We start from the raw sequence: 18,752 nt of genomic DNA, 5'->3' as shown, positions 1-18,752 counted from the left end.
CCCCCCCCCGCCGCCCGGCCCGCCGCGTCCTGGGCGTCCGCGTCGCGGTTCACCGCCTGCGCGAACGCGCCCCGGCAGCGGGCCCACGCCGGGTCGTCCGGGCCGAGCTTCACCAGCAACGGCCACAGATCGGCGGAGAACGCCCGGCTCGCCTCGCCCGGCAGCAGCGACGGCAGGTTGTCGATGGCGATGAGGTCCACCGGGCGGCCCCCGTCCCGCAACCGCCGGACCGGGTGCTCCCAGTCGGTGACGGCCTCGTAGACCGGCAGGACGTTGCACTCGGAGCCGACGTCGCACGTCACGTCCGCGATCACCGAGATGCGCCGCCCGGGCTCGTCCAGGTCGGTCGGGACCAGGAACGGCGGCACCGGGCGTGTGGACAGCACCGTGTTGACCAGGATGTCGGCGGCGAGCAGCGCGTCCCGGTCCAGGTCCCGGGTCTCCGCCAGGTCCCAGCGCAGCGGGCTGATACCGGCCGTCTCCAACGCGTCGCACGCCCCGCGCCCGCAGCGCCCCAGCGCCCCGACGACCAGAGCGTCGCCGCCCGCCGCGGCACCGTCGCGCAGGAGCCCGTCCAGCGCCGCCCGGTCCAGGGAGCGCAACGGCGGGTCGAGCAGGCCGCGGCGGTGCAGGACCGCGAGTGCGGCGCCCGCGTACCCGGCCCAGTAGCCGAACGCCGCCAGGCGCCGCCCGTGGTCGTCGGTCAGGTATTCGAGATCGAGCAGCGCGCCGCCGCCCGCGGTGAACCGGGCCAGCAGTTCGTGCGCGCCCGACTGGCCCTTGTAGGCGTGTCCGAAGTAGATGTGCCGGTGGCGTAACGCCTGTGGATCCGGCGGAAGTTCCTTGAGTCCCAGGATGTACGCCTGGGCGGGCGCCTCCGTCCAACTGCCCTCGGGCGCGGTGTCGCAGCCCGCACGGACGTAGGCGGACAGCGGGAAGACCCGCTGCCGGCAGTCCTCGACGGTGATCCGGACACCGCCGGCGACAAGGCGTGCGGCGTCCTCGGGTACGAGCGGCGCGCGGCGTTCGCCCGCGCGGGACTCGCACCGCAGCCAAAGGCGGGGCGCGTCCGGCACCGGCGGCACCGCCTGGATCGGGTGCGTCAACCTGGGCCTGCTTTCGGAAAGAGGTTCGGCGGGTGCGGCGAATTCGGTGACCGGTCGGCCGGGTGGGTCGGCCGGGCCGGGTACGGGCCGGGTGGGCCGGTGGGTCGGGAGCAGTGGGGCCGGATGGGCCGGACAGCCGTGGCGCCGGATGAGCGGCGCGGGCCGTCACCCGCCGCGGTCGGCCCGGCGCATGTCCAGGCCGTCGGCGAGCGCGAGGCGCAGCACGTCGGTCGCGCCCTCGTAGATGCGCAGCGAGCGGATCTGCCGGTACAGGCGTTCGGCGGTCCCGCCGCGCACCACACCGGCCGCGCCGGACAACTGCACCGCCGCGTCGACGATCTCCTGGGCCGCCTCGGTGGCGTAAACCTTGGCGATGCCGGAGTGCCGCGCGAAGCCGCGGCTGCCCCGGTCGGCCTCCCAGGCGGCGCGTGCCACCAGCAGCGATGCCGCGTTCAGGCGGATGTCCATGTCGGCGAGCTGCGCCTTCACCAGTTGCAGGTCGAACAGCGTGCCGCCGTAAGCCTCCCGGCCCCGCGTGTGCGACAGAGCCGTGTCCGCCGCCCGCCGGGCGAACCCGACCGCGGCGGCGCCGACCGTCATCCGGAACCGCTCCAGCAGGTCCATGGCCACCACGAAGCCCCGGCCCCTGCGGCCCAGCAGGGCGTCGTCCGGCACCGGGCAGTCCTCGAAGCGCACGTGGCCGAACGATCGCGGCGCGATCGCGTCGACCGGCTCCACATGGATTCCGGGGGTGTCCGCGGGCACCAGGAAGGCGGACAGGCCCAGCGGGCCCGGGCCTTCGCCGGTGCGGGCGATGACGACGAACAGGTCGGCGATGGTCGCGTGCGCGATCCACGCCTTGCGGCCGGTGAGCACGTGGCCGCCGTCGCCGGTGCGCCGCGCGGTGAGCCCGACCGCGGCGACGTTCGAGCCGGCTTCCATTTCCGAGACCGCGAAGGCGCCGATCAGCGTGCCCGCGGCCATGCGCGGCAGGTAGCGCGCCTGCTGCTCCTTGTCGCCGAACCGGGCAATGGGCGTTGCGGACAGGGACTGGATGGAGTAGGCGAAGTCGGCCAGGTCCTCGGCGTAGGCCAGCGCCTCGCGGGCCAGGCACACCGCGCGCAGGTCCGCGGGCAGGTCGTGCGGCGTCTTGTCCGGGTCGAGGCCGGACAACCAGCCTTCCTCGCCGAGGAGTTGGACCAGGCGGCGGCCCGCCTCGTCCGGGTGCGTGCGGCGCACCGTCTCCCACAGGTCACCGTAGATGTCGCACCAGACGCCGATCTGGTGGGCCAGGCGGCGGTGGCCGTCCTCGTAGAAGGGGAGTCCGAGGATCTCCGGGTCGTGGCTGCTGTTCAGGTCCACTGCGGCACTCCTTGCGGACGCGGAGCGGGCGTGCGGACCCGACCCGTGCGGTGGCGGCGGCTCATGTCCCTGGCGCGGTGGCCGGTTGGTGATCACCGCGCCAGCACCGCCCTGGCGATGGCGTCGGCGTCCTCAAGGATCACCGAGCCGACCCAGGGGCGGATCCCGGCAGCGGTCGCCCAGTGCACGGACTCGGTCGGCACGCCGTAGGCGAAGCAGCGCGGGTGCGGCCTGCCGGAGGCGTCCACCACGCGGTACGGCCGCGGCGTGACCTCCAGCCCGCCGGTCTCGTACTCCGCGCCGTCCGGGTCCGGGATGCGGTACGCCCGGCACTGGCCGGTCGAACGCATGTGGCGCAGCAGCGCGTTCGTGGTGCGTCGCAGGTCGGTGTCGGGGATCCGCGCCTCGATGAGCGTGGTCGCCGCGACCTCCGAGCCGGGGATCGCCGAGGCGCCGATGAGGAACGCCGCACCCGCCGGGTCCGGCCGCACCCGGGTGCCGGGCCCGACGACGTGCAGCACACCGCACTCCATCAGCGCGGTCATCTCCTCGATGCGGGACAGCGGCGGGCCGATGGAGAGATACGAGTTGAGCGGCGTGAACCAGCCGGTCACCTCGTCGCGGTAGGAACTGCCGGTGACTCCGGCGTGGTCGATCGCCAGCCGGACTTCGTTGCGCATGTCGCGCAGGACGTCGAGGGCGGCCTTGAGCGGGTTGCGCACGTTGCCGCCGCGGGCGTGCCGGACGTCCTCGCGCAGGTGCCCGAGCAGCCAGCTCCCGAACTCCGCACGGTCCGCGAATACCCGTTTCCCCCAGGGGTGTTCGACCTGATCCCAGTCCCATTCGTCGGCCGCCCCGATGCCGTGGCGGCGCAGCACGCCGGTCCGGCCGGCCGGGTCGGCGGCGGCGAATTCGGCCGTGAAGCGGTCCGCGGCCGGCCTGCCGGTGCGCTGCACGATGACGGCGTGGTGGTAGACCGCCCGCACCTCGGCGTCCAGGAGAGGCCAGACGTGCTGCCTGAAGGTGGCGTTCGGGGTGGCCCGGATGCGCGCGACGGCGTCCAGGGTCAGGAACAGCGGCTCGTGGCGGCCCGCCGCGCCCTTTTGGTTCTCGCCGCGCGAGTGGTAGGGCACCCCGCGTCGCGATCCGGCGTGCAGGACGGGTTCGTGCCCGGACGGAAGGTAGTGCAGGCCGTCCGGCCCGGAGACGTACTTGCCGCCGCGGCCTTCGGTCAGCAGGGCGAGCACGTCGAAGAACGCCAGCCCCAGGCCGCGGATCCCGACCGCCTCGCCGACCCCGATGCCGTCGAGGTCGAGGTCGGCGGGGTTGCCCGGACGGATGTACCGCAGCCCATGTTGCCCGGCGAACGCCGCCAACCGCATTTCCTCGGAGGTGGGCTCGTTCGAGCCGTGGCCGAGCGCCAGGACCACCGCGTCCAGCCCGGCCAGCAGCGTGCCGTCGTCCAGAGTGACGCACTGGCCACTCGCGTCCTGGTTGAGCGCGATGGCCGTGCCCCGGTGCACGAGGATTTGGACGGTGTCCGGGGCGGTGGCCTTGATGTGGCCGAGGACCCATTCGAGGTACCGGCCGAACTGCGCGCGGGACGGGTAGTCGTCGGGGCCGAGCCGTTCGGCGCCCGCCCAGATGTTGCCGGCGCCGAACTCGACCGGCTGGAGCCAGTCGTACAGGCTCGGGCCCGTACGCACCGGCCCCGCGCAGTTGACGCTGCCGTCCGTGAACTGGCTGATCTGCGAGGTCACGGTGTTCATCAGCAGGTGGTGGGACTGCCGGGTACGCCACGTGCGGCCGGCCCCGGGCGGGTAGGGGTCCACCACGTGGACCGACAACCGGCGCTCACCCGTGTGGTTCGCGCACAACCGCTCCAGGACCGCGAGGCCGCGGGGACCGGCGCCCACGACGCAGATTGCCTCGGCCGGTGGGGACACGGTCACTCCTCCTTCTGTCGGTTCCGTCAATCGGTCGGCCCGTCACGGGACGAGCGCCGGGGGAAAGCCGGGTGGATCCAGGGACGTGCGAAGGAAATTCCCGGCGCAATGCCCGGGCGGTTTCCGGCTCCTATTGACCGCTCTTGCGCCGCGCCGCTTCCTCGGCGAATTGGCCGAAGGTCATCGTCGCCAGCGTCTCCATCTCGTCGTCGGTGAACTCGACGCCGAATTCGTCGAGTTGCATCACCAACTCGGCGAGCGAGAGCGATTCCAGTTCGAGCCCGCCGTCGCCGAGAGGTGTCTCGTCGGTGAGCGAGTCGACTTCAAAGTGCATGCTGCGCAGTGCATCGACCATGACTTCCCGCAGGTCGGCAGGCATTGTGTGGACCTCCTGTGATCGGGGTGCGGGTGGTGCGTAGGGCCCGTGGTCAGACGTCGATCTCGACGTCGGTGAGCGGATAGGCGACACAACTGTGCGCGAACCCGAACTTGGTGTCGGCCATGCGGAGTTTGGCCTCCTGGGCGTGGAAGACCTCGCCGGAGCAGACCCGGACCCGGCACAGCGAGCATTCGCCGGAACGGCACGACGGCTCCTGGGAAATGCCGTTGTCCTCCAGCGCCTCCAGGATGTTCCGGCCGCGCGGCATGCTGAACGTCTTGCCGCCGCGCACCGTGACCGAGACCTCTCCCGCCGGGTCCAGGCCGGCGGGCCAGCGCGGGTCGTCCCCCGGCTGCACGGCGACGCTGTTGTCCTCGTACCGGATGCGCCGTCGCGGGTGGCCGAGCGACGTCAACTCCCGGATGAGGAAGTCGTATTTGCCCGGCGGGCCGCACAGATAGGTCATGCGGCCGGCCAGCGGGCCCACCAGGGAACTGACGAGCTTCGCGTCGAGGGGGGTCACCGCGCCGGTCCAGTCCGGACCGGGCTGTGCGATGACGTGGTGCACGGTCAGGCCGGGGAGCCGGTCGGCCAGGTCGTCCAGCTCGTCGCGGAAGATGACGTCGTCGTCGCGGCGGGAGCCGTACACCAGCGTCATCCGGCGGGCGAGGCCGTTGTCGGCGATGTCCTTGATCATCGACATCGCCGGGGCGACCCCGGAGCCGCCGGCCAGGAAGACGACGTCGTCCCCGTGGTAGAGCGGGTCGTGGAAGAAGGTGCCGATCGGTCCGCCGCTGACGAAGCGGTCGCCCGCTTTCGTCGTGTCGAGCAGGTGGTTGCTGACCCGCCCGCCCGGCAGTCGCCGCACCGTCAGGTCGTAGTGCTCGCGGGCGTTGGGCGAGGACGAGATGGAGAACGCGCGGCTGGTCAGGACGTCCCCGACCCGCACGTGCAGGTTGATGTACTGCCCCGCGAGGAACGGCGGCAGCGGACCGCCGCCGGTCTTGGCGAGCCGGAAGGTCTTCGTGGTGACGGTCTCGTCGACGACCTCCGCCACGGTGAGGTCCAGGCGGCGCGGGTGCAGCGGTTCCAGCTCGGCCCAGGCGTCGGACGGGTGGTCCGCCTCCCCGGCCTCCTCCCGCTCCCGCATCCGGGCGAGCACTTCGTCGGCCCCGTCCAGCAACCGGGCCAGCGGATTCGCTGTCATATCGGACTCCGTTCTGGATTACATGGACAAGATCCGCTGGCACACCCGGGCCGCCATGACGATCATCGAGTTGTAGCCGCCCGCGCCCGTCCAGTTGCTGATGCACACCAGGCCCGGCACGTTCGGCGCCAGGTCCTCGTTGCGGAACAGCCAGCTGTCCGAGACGTCCTGGTCGAAGCCGTAGATGGTGCCGCCCGGCTGGCTGAGGTACCGCTTGAAGGTCAGCGGCGTGGCGACCTCGGCCTCCTCGATCACGTCCTGGACGCCGGGGGCGATGGCCTTGAGCAGTTCCAACTGGGACTGCGCGTACGCGAACTTCGCCCGGGCGTACTCCTCCGGCGACAGCGCCTCCCACGGCCGCCCATAGGCGAGGGAGGCGAGCGCCACCTGCGAGGTGCCGGGTGGTGCGTAGCCGGTCGGCCGGACGTCGTAGCAGGTCGCGACCAGGTAGCGGGCCGGTTCGAGGGTGCGGTTGGCCCGGTCGAGGTTGCGTTCGTCCAGGTCGGCGGTGATGAAGTTGGTCGACGCGTGGAAGCCCAGCTCGGCGGCCGGTGCGTCGAGTCCCATGTAGAGCACGGTCGCCGACGGGCCGAGGGTGCGACCCCGCAGGTCCTTCAGCACGCGCTCGGGCACCACGTCGTCGTCGAGCATCGTGGTGTACGTCGCGACGGTCGGCGCGTTGGAGATCACCATGCGCGAGGAGATCTCGGTGCCGTCCGACAGCCGGACCCCGGCCACCGCTCCGCCGCTGGTGAGGATCTTCGCGACGTCGCTGTTGAACTTGACCTCGCCGCCCGCCTCCAGGAACGAGGCCAGCATCGCGGACGACATCGACATGCTGCCGCCGACCACCTGGTACGGCTTGTACTCGATGTAGAGGGTGAGCAGCCGCGCGAGGTCCATGAACGGGCACTGGGAAGGCACCTGGCCGTTGTAGCTCCAGTAGGACGCCAGCACGTGCTTGAGCCGGTCGTCGGTGAAGAACTCGTCCAGCACCGCCTGAAACGACTTGAGGGCGTAGCGCCGCACATCCGACATACCCGACAGCCACTCGATCTGCTCCTGCATCTTGTGCAGGTTCGCCCGGGCGACCAACTGCCAGACGCCGGTGTCCCGGACCAGCTCCATGAAGCGCGTGAGCTGCGCGCGGTTACCCGGATAGTGGCTGTCCAGCGTCTCGACGATTCCCTGCCAGTCGCAGGGCAGCGTCACGTCCAGGACCCCGGGCACCACGGTTCGGTAGAGGTCGTCGTCGACGATGAACTCCAGCCGCCGCGTGACGTCCAGCATGTCGAAGACGGCGCGCAGCGGACCGTTGGCGCCCTCGTCGCCCATGCCGGCGAGCTGGTGCAGCGACACCTCGAACTCGAAGCGCCCCCGGACGAACGAATGCGCCGCCCCGCCCGGCACGTTGTGGCGCTCCAGCAGGAGCGTGCGCCTGCCGCCGCGCTGCATGGTGGCCGCCGCGCTCAGCCCGGCGTTGCCGGCGCCGATGACGATCACGTCGTAGTCGGTCATGACCTTCCTTCCTGAGGGGACCGCGGCGGCGCCGGAGACCGCCCGCCGTGTGCGGTCCGGGTCAGCGGCAACCCTCGACCAGCGAGTTCGCCTGCTCGCGGAGGATGCGCTTGAGGACCTTGCCGGTGATGCCGACCGGGATCTTGTCGTCGGAGACGATGACGGTGCCCGCCACCTCGGGCAGGCCGTGCTTGGCCAGCGCCGCGTTCACCCAGGCCGTCGGGTCCTCCGGCGAGGCGGCGTCGGGGGCGAGGGTGACCAGCGCGTACGTCTCCGCGACGCCCTCGTCCTCCCAGCCGAACTCCACGCCCTCGTCGGCCACTCCGACCACCGTGACCTCGTGGATCTCGGCGTACTCCGAGAGCAGCAGCTCCTCGGTGTAGGCGCTGAACACCCAGCCGTCCTTGGTGCGGATGGCGTCGGACGTGCGGTCCAGGTGGTAGAAGGTGTTGCCGGGGTCGCGGTAGACCAGGTCGCCGGTCAGGAAGTAGCCGCCCAGCCACTGCTGGTGCCACCGCACGTTGTCGTTCCAGAAACCGGGCGTCAGGGACTTCGAGCGCACGCCCAGTCGGCCGACCTCGCCCGGCGGCAGGACCTCGCCGTCCTCGGAGAGCGCGACCGCCTCGGCGAAGCGCATCGGCCGGCCGATGCAGCGGCCGATGTTCTCGCCGCCGACACGGTGCACGTAGTCGAAGAGCACGTAGCCCATCTCGGTCGAGCCGAACATGTCGATGAAGATCGCGCCGGGCGCGATGTGCTGCTTGAGGTCCCGGCCCGTGTACGGGCTCCGCCCCTTCGCCAGCAGCTTCTTGATGTGCACCAGGTGCGCCGCGTCGCCGGAGGCGTAGTACGCCGCGACGCAGGACAGGTCCCGGTCGGTCAGGTCCTCGGCGGCCATCTCGGCGAAGGTGTGCGTGAAGCCGAAGACGATGACCGGGCGGTGCTTCTCGATCCCGTCCAGGACGGCCTTGCCGCTGGGGTCGGTGAAGTGCACCACCGGCGCGCCGAGCAGCAGGCCGAGCAGCGTGTTGGACATCGCCGACACGTGGTGGCCCGGCAGCGCCAGAAGGCGCTTGCGGGTGCTGCAATCCTGGCCGTCGGACAGGCGGCTGAGCGCACCGTGGAACAGCGTCTCGTGGGTGTGGTACGCCGACTTCGGGATGCCGGTGGTGCCCGAGGAGTGCGAGATCAGGATCGGGTCGACGGGCGTGTGCCGGAAGGGGTACTTGGCCGGGAGGTGCGCGCGGTGCGCGGGCGTGACGTCGGACTGCATCGCGACGAACTTCGGCGCCGGGTCGTCGTCGACGTGCGTCAGAAGACCCTTGTGCCACGGCTCGCGCGTCATGATGCCGGTGACCTGCTGGCGGCGGATGTACTCACGGCGCACCTCGCTCGGCATGTGCGCGCTCACCAGCGAGGCGACCGCGCCGAGGCTGGTCAGGGCCATCAGGTTGATCGCGAAGTCGGTGATGGACGTGGACACGATGGCGACCGCGTCCTTGGCCCGTACGCCCGCCTGGCGGTAGAAGCCGGCGTACGTCTCGACGACCGCGTGCAGCTCGCCGAGCGTCAGGACCTCGGGGTACTCGCCGGAGGGCGCCTGCCAGGTGCCGTCCAGCCACAGGACCTCCTCGTCGGCGGACCGGCCGTATTCGGGGAGCCGGTGCACGACGTTGCCGGCCCCGAGGGACCGGTCCGCGAGGATCTTCCGGCGGTGCTCGTCACTGATCAACATGGGGACTTCTCCAATCGTCCGAGCGTTGGGCGGTTGCGTTCCGCGTCGGACCCGGCTCCGACGTGTTGGTCCGGACGTCCCGCGAACTGCCTTGCGGGCAACGGGCGGTGCGTCCCCGAGGACCCCGGCTCGGGGAGGCGCCAGGCATGCGGGTGCAGGGGTGCGGCAGACCCGCGGACGACCACGGCGGTGACCACCCGCGGTTGCGCAGCGGGCGCGGCGGAGCCGGGTGCGCGAGGTTCGGGAGGGGCACTTGCGACGGCGCCGGGGAGCGTGAACAGGTCGGTGCGGCCGGACCATTGCTCCACGTCGCCCTCGATGCCGAGCAGTGCGCAGTGCCGGGCGCCCGGGGGGCGGTGCAGGCGTACGTCGCCCGCGCCTTGTGCGAGACCGCGACCGGTCGCCTTGACCGCGGCCTCCAGCAGGGTCCAGGCCGACAGGAACGCTTCGGGCCCGTCGACGTCCCCGAGCGCGGCGGCGTCCGGGGAGAACCGGCGCAGTACGCGGGCGGGGGACATGACGGGACGCACCGCCTCGACGTCGGCGCCGACCGGGCCGCCCCGGTTCAGCGCGACCAGCAGCACGCCCGCCGATCGGGACCAGCTCACGTGCCAGTCGGGGTGGTTCGGCAGCACCGGGGTTCCGTCGGGGGCGGCGGCGACCAGGTGCCCGGCGGGGGAGCCGCCGAGCACGCGGGCGAGCACGCGGCGGACCGCGGCGCGGGAGCGGACGTAAGCGCGCGCGGATGCGGGGCGCAGGCGATCGGCCCGCCGCAACTCCTGCGCCGACAACTCGGCGCGGCACGCGTCGTCGTCCCAGAGGCCGTCGTCCCCGCGCAGGTCGATCAGCCAGCTCTCCGCCTCCCCGCTCATGCCTCCTCGCCTCCGGGTGCCTCAACCGTGAAGACCTGCGGCGCCGCCGTGGTCGCCGGGCCCAGCAGGTGCATGTCGCCGTGCGCCGGGCGCATCACCACGACCGCGACCGTGCGTTCGCGGCGGATGTCGCCGTTGTCCGGGACGAAGATCGGCGGGGTGGACAGGAGGTCCAGGTGGTCCCGCGGCGAGGCCGATTCGGCGAGCGCGTTCAGCCGCACCCCGCACGCCTCCAGGCGGCGCAGCGAGCCGTTCTTCGCGAAGACGTTCAGCTCGTCGAACGGGATGAACTCCCGGTGCAGGAAGTGGTTGGTGTGCAGCAGCCGGTACCCCTCGACCACCTGCATGCGCCCGTCCATGAACTCCGCGTACGCCGCCCCGCGCCGGTCGCACAGCATCAGCGACCGCGAGCTCGCCAGCCGCAGCCCGCGCAGGACCTCCAGGCCCTCGGCCACCGACCCGGCGTTGTCCAGCACGTGCCGGACCGCGAGATACGGCGGCAGCCCGGCCCGCCACCTGCCGCCAAGCACCAGGTTGATCCCGACGGCCAGGCCGTCGCTGTTCATGCCGAGGTAGCCGAGCAGTCCGCCGAAGCTCAGCACCAGGACGTCGCGCCGCGACCCGGCCTTGCGGACCGAGAGCACCCCGGTCTGGTCGTCGAGGTTGCCGTTGAGGTCCACGGTCTGCGCCAGCACGGTGTCCGGGCCGTTCTTCGCCACCCGGGCATACGTGGTGCAGTCGCCCTGCGGGCGGTGCGTGCTGCGGTAGCCGACGATTTCCCGGCGCATTTGCAGCAGCAGCGCCTCGGGGTGGGTGAGGCCCGCGCCCTCTGCGAGCCCGCGGATCTCTTCGGCGAGATCGGGGGCGCCCGCCTCGATCTCCGCCTGGAAAGCGGTGATCATCGGCAGCAGCGCGGTCATCGGGACCGGCTCGTCGCGCAGGTGGTTCGTCCGGGCGAGCCCGTCGGCGAGGAAGTCGTGCAGCGCGGCGGCGCGGGCGGCGCCGTGCTGCCGTCCGAGCTCGAAGGGGTCGCCGGTCAGTTGCAGGAACGGGGCGGTTGCGCCCGCCGCGTCGCCGCGACCGCCCGGGTCGGGGGCGTGGGGCGCGGCCGGCGGCCGGGCGGGGTGGTCCGCCTCCACGCCTGGCACCATGCGACACCTCTCTTCGACGTCGCGCGACCTCTCCTCGACGTCACGCGATCTTGCGGAGCAGGACTCCGTGCCTGGCTCCGGGCACGCTGGAGGCCAGCAGAAACAGCCCATCGATCTCCTCCTCTCCCGACGCTCCGGACGCGGCGAAATCGACGAGGTTGATGAGCGGGTCCGCGGCGAAGCAGTGGCCGACGCGTTCGATGTTGCGCGTGTGCACCTGCTGTGCGGTGAACCCGGCCTGGCGCTCCTTGAGGGTGACCAGCGGCCGGACGAGGTTGGCCGGCAGCAGGGCGGTGACCTTCTCCAGCGGTATGCCGGTGGCGCGCTGCAACCGGTCGTTGACCGCCACCGCGAGGCGGGGGTCGATCTGGTCGTGCCGGCCCATGACCGTGGCGTCCTGCGCCGAGGCCGAGGCGAGGATCTGGTACGCGTCCCGACCGTGTTCGTCCGCGCTCACCAGGCAACTGGCCGCGCCGTCGCTGAACAGCGCGAATTTCTCCAGGCGTTCGGCCTCGTCGGTGATGCGGTCGGCGGTGACGACGAGGATCGTGCGCAGGCTGCCGTTCTCCACCAGCGACCGGGCGACGTGCAGCGCGGCGAGCAGGTTGTTGCACCGGTTGAGCGTCATGCCGCAGGCGAACGACACGGCGGACAGCCGGAGTCCGTCCAGCACCGCGCCGAGGAACCCGGCGTGGTCGTCGACCGATTCCGGGAACGCGCTGGTGCACACGATGAGTCCGTCCACCGACCCACGCGGCACATCGGCCGTGCGCAGCGTGGACTCGCCGCTGGCGACCGCGAGTTCGACGGGCGTGCGGGCGGTGCGGAAGAAGCTGCCCCAACCCCAGGCCCGGGGCGCCATGGGGATGCCGTACTCCGCCACGCGGGCCGCCAACTGCTCCACTGCGGTGTGCGGTTGCTCGCTCTCGCCCAGGACGTACCCGGGTGAGAGCAGGTAGGCGGGAGAACTCATCGGCCGTGTCCTCCGTCGGGGGTGTCCGTCATGACGCCGGCCGTACGACCGCGCGGGCCTCGCTGAGGACCTTGGCGCCGCCGCAGGTCACCACAAGGTCCACGCGGACCCGTCCGCCGTCGAGCAACGCGCCCACCCGGCCCCGGATTTCGACGTCCGTGCCGCGGTCGTCGTCGGGCACCGGGACCGGCCTGCTGAAGCGGGTGCGGTACTCGACGATCGCGCCGGGGTCGCGCACCCAGTCGGTGACGGTGCGGGCGGCCAGCGCCATGGTGAGCATGCCGTGGGCGATGACGTCCGGCATCCCGGCCTCGCGCGCCACCCGGGGGTTCCAGTGCACGGGGTTGAAGTCCTCGGACGCCCCGGCGTACCGCACCAGGTCGGCCCGGGTGAGGGTGACCGTCCTGGCCGGGAGTTCGGTGCCCACCTGGGCGTCCTCAACGCCGATCGTCATCGGGGCCTCCGCCTTCCGTCGCGTTCATGGCGACGAGGGTCATGTGCGTGGTGACCACGTGCCCGCCGTGGGCGTCCGCGAGGTCGGCCCGCAGGGTGAGCACGTCACGGCCGCGCAGCGTCCGGGCGCCGGTGATCTCCAGGGTCGTGACCAGGCGGTCGCCGGCGTGCACGGGCCGGGCGTACTCGAACCGCTGGTTGCCGTGCACGATGTACGTCGGGTCGAACCCGATCTCCCGGTAGTCGAACACCTCGCGCATCGCACGCGCGACCACGACGAACGGGAAGGTCGGCGGCGCCAGGACGGCCGGATGGCCCAGCGCGTGGGCGGCCTCCGGGTCGGTGTAGACGGGGGCGGGGTCGCCCACCGCCTCCGCGAAGCGCCGGATCGTCTCGGATTCCACGGGATACGGGTGCGAGGGCGGGTACTTCGCGCCCACGCACTGCGGGTTCAGCGCCATGTCACTCCATCCGCCCGTCGGCGTTCTCGGAAGTCGGTCGGGACCGCGCGGTCGCCCGGCACGGTCAGGCGTCCCAGTTGTCGACGACCCGGCGCCGGACGTCGGCGGGGTAGGCCTGCGCGAACGACGCGTGGTCCAGACGCCCTTCGCCCCAGGCGGGGAGCAGCCCGTCGTGCAGGACGCCGGGGCCGCGCATCGCCTTGCGCTCCTCGTCCGTGTAGCAGGCCATGAAGGGCAGGACGACGGTGTCCCAGGCCTCGCGCCGGTCGCGCGGGTGCAGCCGGGTGGCGAGCGCCCACAGCAGGTCGGCCTCGTTCGCGGGGTCCACGTCGTCGTCCAGCACGAAGGTGGTCGGCATCATCGCGCTGGGGCCGCCGCTGTTGTGGATGACCTCGCCGATCCGGTGCACGAACTCGGCGGTCCCGACGCCGGGGAGGACCGTGCGCCAGTTGTCCGGCACGGTCACCACCGTCCAGTGCATGGCGGCGGGGAAGGGCATCCACACGGTCGTCACCGGCAGGCCCGCGCGGCGCAGCCCGTGCAGGACGTTCGCGGCGCGGCCGGTGCCGGTGACCGTGTGGTACTCGTCGGCCGGGCGGCCCTCCGCGACGATCGGCCACACCGGCGCGTCGCGGTGGGTGATCGCCTCGACCGAGAACACCGGCTGGAGGGACTGGTGGTTGGATGCGTACCCGGCGTACTCGCCGAACGGGCCCTCCATGCTGTCCCGGCCCACCGACAGGTGCCCCTCGATCACCACCTCCGCGTGCGCGGGCACGTCGAGGTCGACCGTCTCACAGCGCACGACGTCGACGGGCGCGCCCTGCAACGCGCCGATGTAGCCGCCCTCGTCGACCCCGCGCGGCAGCGGGATGCCGGCCACGAACGGGATCGCCGGGGCGCCGCCCTGCACCAGGGCGTACGGCATGGGCTCGCCGCGTTCCGCCCAGGCCTGCCACACCAGGCCGAGGTGCTGCGGCGGGATCACCAGGCCCGTCATGCGCCTGCCGTCCAGCATCATGATCCGGGTGATCGACCAGTTGGTCCACGAGCCGTCGGGCATCTTGGCGACGATGACGCCCCACGTGTTGAGGTAGTGGCCGCCGTCCTTCTCGTGGATGCGCGGCACGACGAAGCGGTCCAGCGTGGCGTCGTCGCCGAGCAGGATGTTCTCCTTGCAGGGTGCGCCTTCGGCGGGCACCCGGCGCGGCGGCACCGGTTCGGCGTCGCGGGTGCGGACCAGGTGGTCGACGAGGTCCGCGGCGCCCGTCCCCGGCGGCAGTCCGACGGACAGGGCGAGGCGGGCCAGCGGCATGTCGGCCCGCGAGCTGACGCCGACGGGTGCGCCGAACATCCGCATGCCGATGCGGTCGTCCCGGATCGTGGTGAACAACGGGGCGGGGGCCCGTAGTTCGTACGACCGTCGGGTGTGGGCGGCGGCCTCCAGATCGGCGCTGACCGGCCGGTCGATGGTTCTCAGGTCGCCGATGGCGGCCAGGGCGTCGAGGTAACTGCGCAGGTCGGCGAGGTGGCTCATGAGGTCGTCCCCCGGGAGGCGTTCGCGGTGACGGGGCGGCGGCGGCCGGAGCCGTCCGCCGTCGGGCTGGGGTTCGCGTCCGGCAGCCCCTGCCAGCGGCGCGCGCGGTGCGCGGGGATCCCGAACTGGTCCAGGACCCGGGAGACGATGTGGTCGACCATGTCGTCCACGCCGGAGGGGCGGTTGTAGAAGGTCAGCATCGGCGGCAGGATCACCGCGCCCATGCGCGACAGCGCGAGCATGTTGTCGAGGTGGATGTCGTTGAACGGGGTCTCGCGCGGCACCAGGACGAGCTTGCGCCGCTCCTTGAGCGTGACGTCGGCGGCCCTTCCGACCAGGCCGTCCGCGTACCCGGTCCGGATCCCGGCCAGCGTCTTCATGCTGCACGGCATGATCACCATGCCGTCCACCGGGAACGATCCCGAGGAGATCGCCGCCGCCTGGTCGTCGGGGGAGTAGGCGACGTCGGCGAGCGCGCCGGCCTCGGCGGTGGTCAGGCCGGTCTCGACCGTCAGCGTGGAGCGGGCCCAGCGGCTGATCACCGCATGGGTCTCCACGCCGTCGTGCAGCCGCAGTTCCTGGAGCAGGCGTACGCCCAGGACCGCCCCGGTGGCGCCGGTGATGGCCACGACCAGTCGCATCGTTCGCACCTCGCTCCTTCGCTGCGGATCAGTCGTCGGCCGTCGCGGTCGCGGCGGGTTCGTCGTGCTCCGGCGTCAGGCAGGCGCGGAACCGGCAGACCGCGTCCCCGTCGCGCATGCACTCGACGACGGAATCGACGGCCGGGACCCGGATGCCCTCGAACCAGCCGGCGCGAAGCTCCAGGCACGGGCACACGTAGTTGTCCAGCGATCGGCCGGCCCTGAGCATCTTGAGCGCGTAGTGCTCGCTGACGACCGTGTCCCAGGTGCCGTCGTCACCGAAGTCGGTGGACTCCAGGCGCACGGTGCCGGCGAACATGAGGGCGGCCAGCGCCTCCAGGGTCCCTGCGGTGTCCTTGGCGGAGGCGGCCGTGTCGGACGGGCGGAGGCGGGTGAGGCGGGCGTACAGCGTCGCGACGCGGCGGGCCACGAACTGCATGACCTCGGCGTTGAGTTCGTTGGCGGCGTCCTGGCCGAACCGGGTCTTGACCGCCTGGTACCAGCGGGCGTCGTGCAGCCACCAGAACTGCCGCAGCAGTTCGATCTCGGTGGCCGCCGGGATCGGGGTGCCCGAGGGGGATCCGCTCACCGGGCGGCCCCGCCGTCGGTGGCCTCGTCGTGCCCGGCCGGGTCGGCTGCCTCGGACGGCGGGGCTCCGGTCGGCGTGCCGCCGGTCACCAGGAGGCCCCGGGCGCGGTCCGGCTGGTCGTCGCGGGTGGCGAGTTCGACCAGGACCAGGAGCACGTCGTCCGCGCTGCCGTCCTCGATCAGCAGTTGCGCCAGGTCCATGCCGTCGGCGAGCGCGTCCCCCGCGGGGCTGATGCAGATCACCGGCCCGCCCAGGCCCCAGCGCGCGGCCACCACACCCAGCACGGCGCTGGGCACCGACTGGTAGAAGAGCAGCGGCGAGGCGGGTTTGCCGGAGTCGACCGAACCCGTGACGGCCGCCTCGGTGGCCATGTCGCCGAGCCGGGTCACCAGCACGACGGCGGTACGTTCGCCGCGCTCGGGCGGCGCGGGCGGCTCGCCGTGGTGCGCCCCCAGGCAGCGGTCCGCGACGTGCGCGATGATCGGGCCGAACGGCGAGGCGGTGAAACCCGGCAGCTTCGGCGCCTCGGCGTCGTCCGGCGCGGGCCATTCGGTGTGCGCGAGGGTCCTGGTCGGGAGGGCGGGCGGGGTCATGCGGCACTCACCACCAGCGCGGTGTTGGCGCCGCCGAAGGCGGCGTTGAGGCTGAGCACGTGTCGGGTGTCCCGCTGCCGCGGGCCGTCCAGGACCAGGTCGAGGCGGCAGTCCGGATCCGGGCCCAGCCAACCGGAGTTGACCGGCAGGCTTCCGGACCGCAGCGCCAGCACGCAGATCACGAACTCCACGAGCCCGGCGGCCTGGAGCGCGTGCCCGTGCATGGACTTCGTGGAGCTGACCGGGATCTGCTCCGCGTGCGTCCCGAACGCCCGGTGCAGCGCCGCGGTTTCCGCCGCGTCGTTGTAGGGCGTCCCGGTGCCGTGCGCGTTGACGTAGTCGAGGTCCTCGGGACGCAGCCCCGCGCGGTCCAGCGCGGCGCCGATCGCCCGGGCCATGCCCAGCCCCTCCGGGTGCGGCTGGCAGACGTGGTGCGCGTCCCCGGCCATGCCCCACCCGGTGAGGCGGGCCAGCGGCCGCATCCCGTCCCGGCTGTCCGCGGCCTCCAGGACCACCGCCCCGGCCCCGTCGCCCAGCAGCAGGCCCTTGCGTCCGGCGCTGAAAGGCCGCAGCCGCCCGTCCGGGGCCAGCGCCTTCCCGGCGTTGAAGGTGGTGAAGGACTCCGCGTCGACCAGGTGGCCCCCGGCGACCACGACCCGGTCGTGGCGGCCCGCGGCGATCATCGCGGCGGCGTCGGCCAGCGCGGCGCTGGCCGCCACGCAGGCATTGATGTACGTGCGGCCCGCGCCGCCGAGGCCGCAGGCGGCGGACAGCATCTGCGCGGTGTCGCTGATGGGCCGCGACTCCTGCTCCGTCCGGGGCAGCCGGGACACCTCGGGGTCGGCGTGCCGGGCCAACACGACCGGGGCGTCCGCGCGTTCGTCCGCGGAGAGCCCGGCCTGCCGGCACGCCTCCTCGGTCAGCAGCACGAGTTCGCTGTCGAGGTCCAGGCCCGCGTCGGCCTGCGCGGCCACACCGACGCGGTACCTGGCGGTGTCGAACCTGGTCACCGGAACGAAGGCCGGGACGCCGGAGTAGATGCCGTCGCGCAGCGCGTCCACCCCGTGCCCGTAGCCCGTGGTGATCGCCATGCCCGTGACGGCGACCGCCCGGCCGGTCCGACGCGGCCCGGATTGCGTGTTCACGTACACCCTCCCGACATCGCCAGTGGGTCATCTCGGCGTGGGGCGCGCATCAGTGCCCCATCGCCATGCCGCCGTCCACCGGGATGACCACGCCGGTGATGTACGAGGCCTCGGCGGAGGCCAGGAACTGCACCGCGGCCGCGACCTCGTCCGGGGTCGCCATGCGGCCCAGCGGGATCTGGCCGACGATCTTGTCGCGCTGCGCCGGGGTCAGAGCGGCGGCCATGTCGGTGTCGGTGAGCCCGGGGGCGACCACGTTGACCATGACGCCGCGCGGCGCCAGCTCGCGGGCCAGCGAGCGGGCCATGCCGATCAGGCCCGCCTTGGACGCCGCGTAGTTGACCTGCCCCACGACGCCGCTCACCGCCGCGGTCGAGGAGATGACGACGACACGCCCGGCCTTGGCCCGCATCAGGTGCCGGGCGGCCCGGCGGACCACCCGGTAGGTCCCGGTGAGGTTGGTGTCGACGACCGAGGTGAAGTCCTCCTCGGTCATCCGGATCAGGAGCGTGTCGTTCGTGATGCCCGCGCTCGTCACCAGCACCTCGACCGGGCCGTGCGCCGCCTCGACCTTGGCGAACGCGTCGTCCACGGCCGCCGGGTCCCGGACGTCGCACTGCACCCCCAGCAGACCGTCGGGCGGCGGGCCCGTACGGTAGGTCACCGCGACCCGGTCGCCGCCGGCGCCGAGCCGCCGGGCCACGGCCAGTCCGATTCCGCGGTTTCCACCGGTCACCAGGACAGAACGGCTCATCAGAAGGTCTCCAGCCAGACGGTCGGGGGATTGCGCGGCCCGGATCCGCGCGATGGGGCAGAACCATCCCCCACGGGCGTTTCGTATGCCTTCGGGGGATGGGAAAATCTCACCGCCAGGACTCCCGAAACGCCACGTCTCGTGCTGTGCCTCGGTGCTGCCTCGTTACGGGCCAGTAGGAAAGGCACCCCCAAGGCACAGGGGCACCCGGGTGCTCCGCCCGGCGGCGGTGCTGCACACTGGCCGCGAGCCGGCGACCGCGCACCGCGCTGCCCTGTGAGTGCCGTGCGTGCGGCGTCGAGCCGGCGTCGGCATGTCGGCGCGCCCGGG

18 protein-coding genes are annotated in these 18,752 nt (G+C 72.6%); all 18 read right to left on the bottom strand.

Annotated elements, in window-relative coordinates; genetic code table 11:
- Window positions 1-1,106: saccharopine dehydrogenase (locus ACRX5S_RS25150; protein ID WP_436775354.1), on the bottom strand; the 1,106-nt coding region annotated here is incomplete at its 3' end.
- Between the two features lie 165 nt (window positions 1,107-1,271).
- The gene (locus ACRX5S_RS25145; RefSeq protein WP_436775404.1) at window positions 1,272-2,462 is read right to left on the bottom strand and encodes an acyl-CoA dehydrogenase family protein; all 1,191 of its coding nucleotides are present in this window, start codon (window positions 2,460-2,462) and stop codon (window positions 1,272-1,274) included.
- A gap of 98 nt (window positions 2,463-2,560) precedes the next feature.
- Window positions 2,561-4,414: an FAD/NAD(P)-binding protein gene (locus ACRX5S_RS25140; RefSeq protein WP_436775353.1), complete on the bottom strand. Its 1,854-nt coding sequence runs from the start codon at window positions 4,412-4,414 to the stop codon at window positions 2,561-2,563.
- Between the two features lie 130 nt (window positions 4,415-4,544).
- Window positions 4,545-4,793, bottom strand: a complete 249-nt coding sequence (locus ACRX5S_RS25135) for an acyl carrier protein (protein WP_436775352.1) — start codon at window positions 4,791-4,793, stop codon at window positions 4,545-4,547.
- Between the two features lie 49 nt (window positions 4,794-4,842).
- Window positions 4,843-6,000 carry an FAD-binding oxidoreductase gene (locus ACRX5S_RS25130; protein WP_436775351.1) on the bottom strand — a complete coding sequence of 386 codons (1,158 nt, stop codon included), beginning with the start codon at window positions 5,998-6,000 and terminating at the stop codon, window positions 4,843-4,845.
- Between the two features lie 18 nt (window positions 6,001-6,018).
- Entirely contained in the window at window positions 6,019-7,518 is a 1,500-nt protein-coding gene (locus ACRX5S_RS25125; RefSeq protein WP_436775350.1) for a phytoene desaturase family protein, read from the bottom strand.
- A gap of 61 nt (window positions 7,519-7,579) precedes the next feature.
- Window positions 7,580-9,253 (bottom strand): class I adenylate-forming enzyme family protein, encoded by a 1,674-nt coding sequence (locus tag ACRX5S_RS25120; protein WP_436775349.1) that lies wholly within the window; start codon window positions 9,251-9,253, stop codon window positions 7,580-7,582.
- On the bottom strand, window positions 9,247-10,125 hold the full coding sequence (locus ACRX5S_RS25115) for a 4'-phosphopantetheinyl transferase family protein (protein ID WP_436775348.1): 879 nt from the start codon (window positions 10,123-10,125) through the stop codon (window positions 9,247-9,249). Before ACRX5S_RS25115 ends, ACRX5S_RS25120 begins: the two co-directional genes overlap by 7 nt.
- Window positions 10,122-11,276 (bottom strand): C45 family autoproteolytic acyltransferase/hydolase, encoded by a 1,155-nt coding sequence (locus ACRX5S_RS25110; protein ID WP_436775347.1) that lies wholly within the window; start codon window positions 11,274-11,276, stop codon window positions 10,122-10,124. The genes ACRX5S_RS25115 and ACRX5S_RS25110 overlap by 4 nt, the downstream gene beginning before the upstream one ends.
- Before the next feature lie 40 nt (window positions 11,277-11,316).
- Complete coding sequence (locus ACRX5S_RS25105; RefSeq protein WP_436775346.1) at window positions 11,317-12,249, bottom strand: 3-oxoacyl-ACP synthase; 933 nt, start codon at window positions 12,247-12,249, stop codon at window positions 11,317-11,319.
- A 28-nt stretch (window positions 12,250-12,277) separates the two neighbouring features.
- Window positions 12,278-12,703: a MaoC family dehydratase gene (locus ACRX5S_RS25100; protein ID WP_436775345.1), complete on the bottom strand. Its 426-nt coding sequence runs from the start codon at window positions 12,701-12,703 to the stop codon at window positions 12,278-12,280.
- Complete coding sequence (locus tag ACRX5S_RS25095) at window positions 12,687-13,163, bottom strand: FAS1-like dehydratase domain-containing protein (RefSeq protein ID WP_436775344.1); 477 nt, start codon at window positions 13,161-13,163, stop codon at window positions 12,687-12,689. The genes ACRX5S_RS25100 and ACRX5S_RS25095 overlap by 17 nt, the downstream gene beginning before the upstream one ends.
- Window positions 13,164-13,227: 64 nt before the next feature.
- The gene (locus ACRX5S_RS25090; protein WP_436775343.1) at window positions 13,228-14,700 is read right to left on the bottom strand and encodes a UbiD family decarboxylase; all 1,473 of its coding nucleotides are present in this window, start codon (window positions 14,698-14,700) and stop codon (window positions 13,228-13,230) included.
- The gene (locus ACRX5S_RS25085) at window positions 14,697-15,341 is read right to left on the bottom strand and encodes a UbiX family flavin prenyltransferase (RefSeq protein ID WP_436775342.1); all 645 of its coding nucleotides are present in this window, start codon (window positions 15,339-15,341) and stop codon (window positions 14,697-14,699) included. The genes ACRX5S_RS25090 and ACRX5S_RS25085 overlap by 4 nt, the downstream gene beginning before the upstream one ends.
- A 28-nt stretch (window positions 15,342-15,369) precedes the next feature.
- Entirely contained in the window at window positions 15,370-15,930 is a 561-nt protein-coding gene (locus tag ACRX5S_RS25080; RefSeq protein ID WP_436775341.1) for a hypothetical protein, read from the bottom strand.
- Window positions 15,927-16,523 (bottom strand): beta-ketoacyl synthase chain length factor, encoded by a 597-nt coding sequence (locus tag ACRX5S_RS25075; RefSeq protein WP_436775340.1) that lies wholly within the window; start codon window positions 16,521-16,523, stop codon window positions 15,927-15,929. Before ACRX5S_RS25075 ends, ACRX5S_RS25080 begins: the two co-directional genes overlap by 4 nt.
- Complete coding sequence (locus tag ACRX5S_RS25070) at window positions 16,520-17,668, bottom strand: beta-ketoacyl-[acyl-carrier-protein] synthase family protein (protein ID WP_436775339.1); 1,149 nt, start codon at window positions 17,666-17,668, stop codon at window positions 16,520-16,522. Before ACRX5S_RS25070 ends, ACRX5S_RS25075 begins: the two co-directional genes overlap by 4 nt.
- 49 nt (window positions 17,669-17,717) lie before the next feature.
- The gene (fabG, locus tag ACRX5S_RS25065) at window positions 17,718-18,422 is read right to left on the bottom strand and encodes a 3-oxoacyl-ACP reductase FabG (RefSeq protein WP_436775338.1); all 705 of its coding nucleotides are present in this window, start codon (window positions 18,420-18,422) and stop codon (window positions 17,718-17,720) included.
- Window positions 18,423-18,752 lie beyond the last annotated feature (330 nt).

It is taken from the genome of Yinghuangia sp. YIM S09857 (genome assembly GCF_051388915.1).
Taxonomy (GTDB): Bacteria; Actinomycetota; Actinomycetes; order Streptomycetales; family Streptomycetaceae; genus Yinghuangia.
Note: the sequence above shows the minus strand (reverse complement) of the source record. Positions and strands in the feature narration are given on the sequence as shown.

Excerpts from the sequence above, each read along its gene's own strand:
- ACRX5S_RS25095 (WP_436775344.1), bottom strand. The coding sequence starts at position 13,163 with ATGGCGCTGAACCCGCAGTGCGTGGGCGCGAAGTACCCGCCCTCGCAC.
- ACRX5S_RS25130 (WP_436775351.1), bottom strand. The coding sequence starts at position 6,000 with ATGACAGCGAATCCGCTGGCCCGGTTGCTGGACGGGGCCGACGAAGTG.
- ACRX5S_RS25090 (WP_436775343.1), bottom strand. The coding sequence starts at position 14,700 with ATGAGCCACCTCGCCGACCTGCGCAGTTACCTCGACGCCCTGGCCGCC.
- ACRX5S_RS25120 (WP_436775349.1), bottom strand. The coding sequence starts at position 9,253 with ATGTTGATCAGTGACGAGCACCGCCGGAAGATCCTCGCGGACCGGTCC.
- ACRX5S_RS25115 (WP_436775348.1), bottom strand. The coding sequence starts at position 10,125 with ATGAGCGGGGAGGCGGAGAGCTGGCTGATCGACCTGCGCGGGGACGAC.
- ACRX5S_RS25075 (WP_436775340.1), bottom strand. The coding sequence starts at position 16,523 with ATGACCCCGCCCGCCCTCCCGACCAGGACCCTCGCGCACACCGAATGG.
- ACRX5S_RS25110 (WP_436775347.1), bottom strand. The coding sequence starts at position 11,276 with ATGGTGCCAGGCGTGGAGGCGGACCACCCCGCCCGGCCGCCGGCCGCG.
- ACRX5S_RS25100 (WP_436775345.1), bottom strand. The coding sequence starts at position 12,703 with ATGACGATCGGCGTTGAGGACGCCCAGGTGGGCACCGAACTCCCGGCC.
- ACRX5S_RS25125 (WP_436775350.1), bottom strand. The coding sequence starts at position 7,518 with ATGACCGACTACGACGTGATCGTCATCGGCGCCGGCAACGCCGGGCTG.
- ACRX5S_RS25135 (WP_436775352.1), bottom strand. The coding sequence starts at position 4,793 with ATGCCTGCCGACCTGCGGGAAGTCATGGTCGATGCACTGCGCAGCATG.
- fabG (WP_436775338.1), bottom strand. The coding sequence starts at position 18,422 with ATGAGCCGTTCTGTCCTGGTGACCGGTGGAAACCGCGGAATCGGACTG.
- ACRX5S_RS25085 (WP_436775342.1), bottom strand. The coding sequence starts at position 15,341 with ATGCGACTGGTCGTGGCCATCACCGGCGCCACCGGGGCGGTCCTGGGC.
- ACRX5S_RS25105 (WP_436775346.1), bottom strand. The coding sequence starts at position 12,249 with ATGAGTTCTCCCGCCTACCTGCTCTCACCCGGGTACGTCCTGGGCGAG.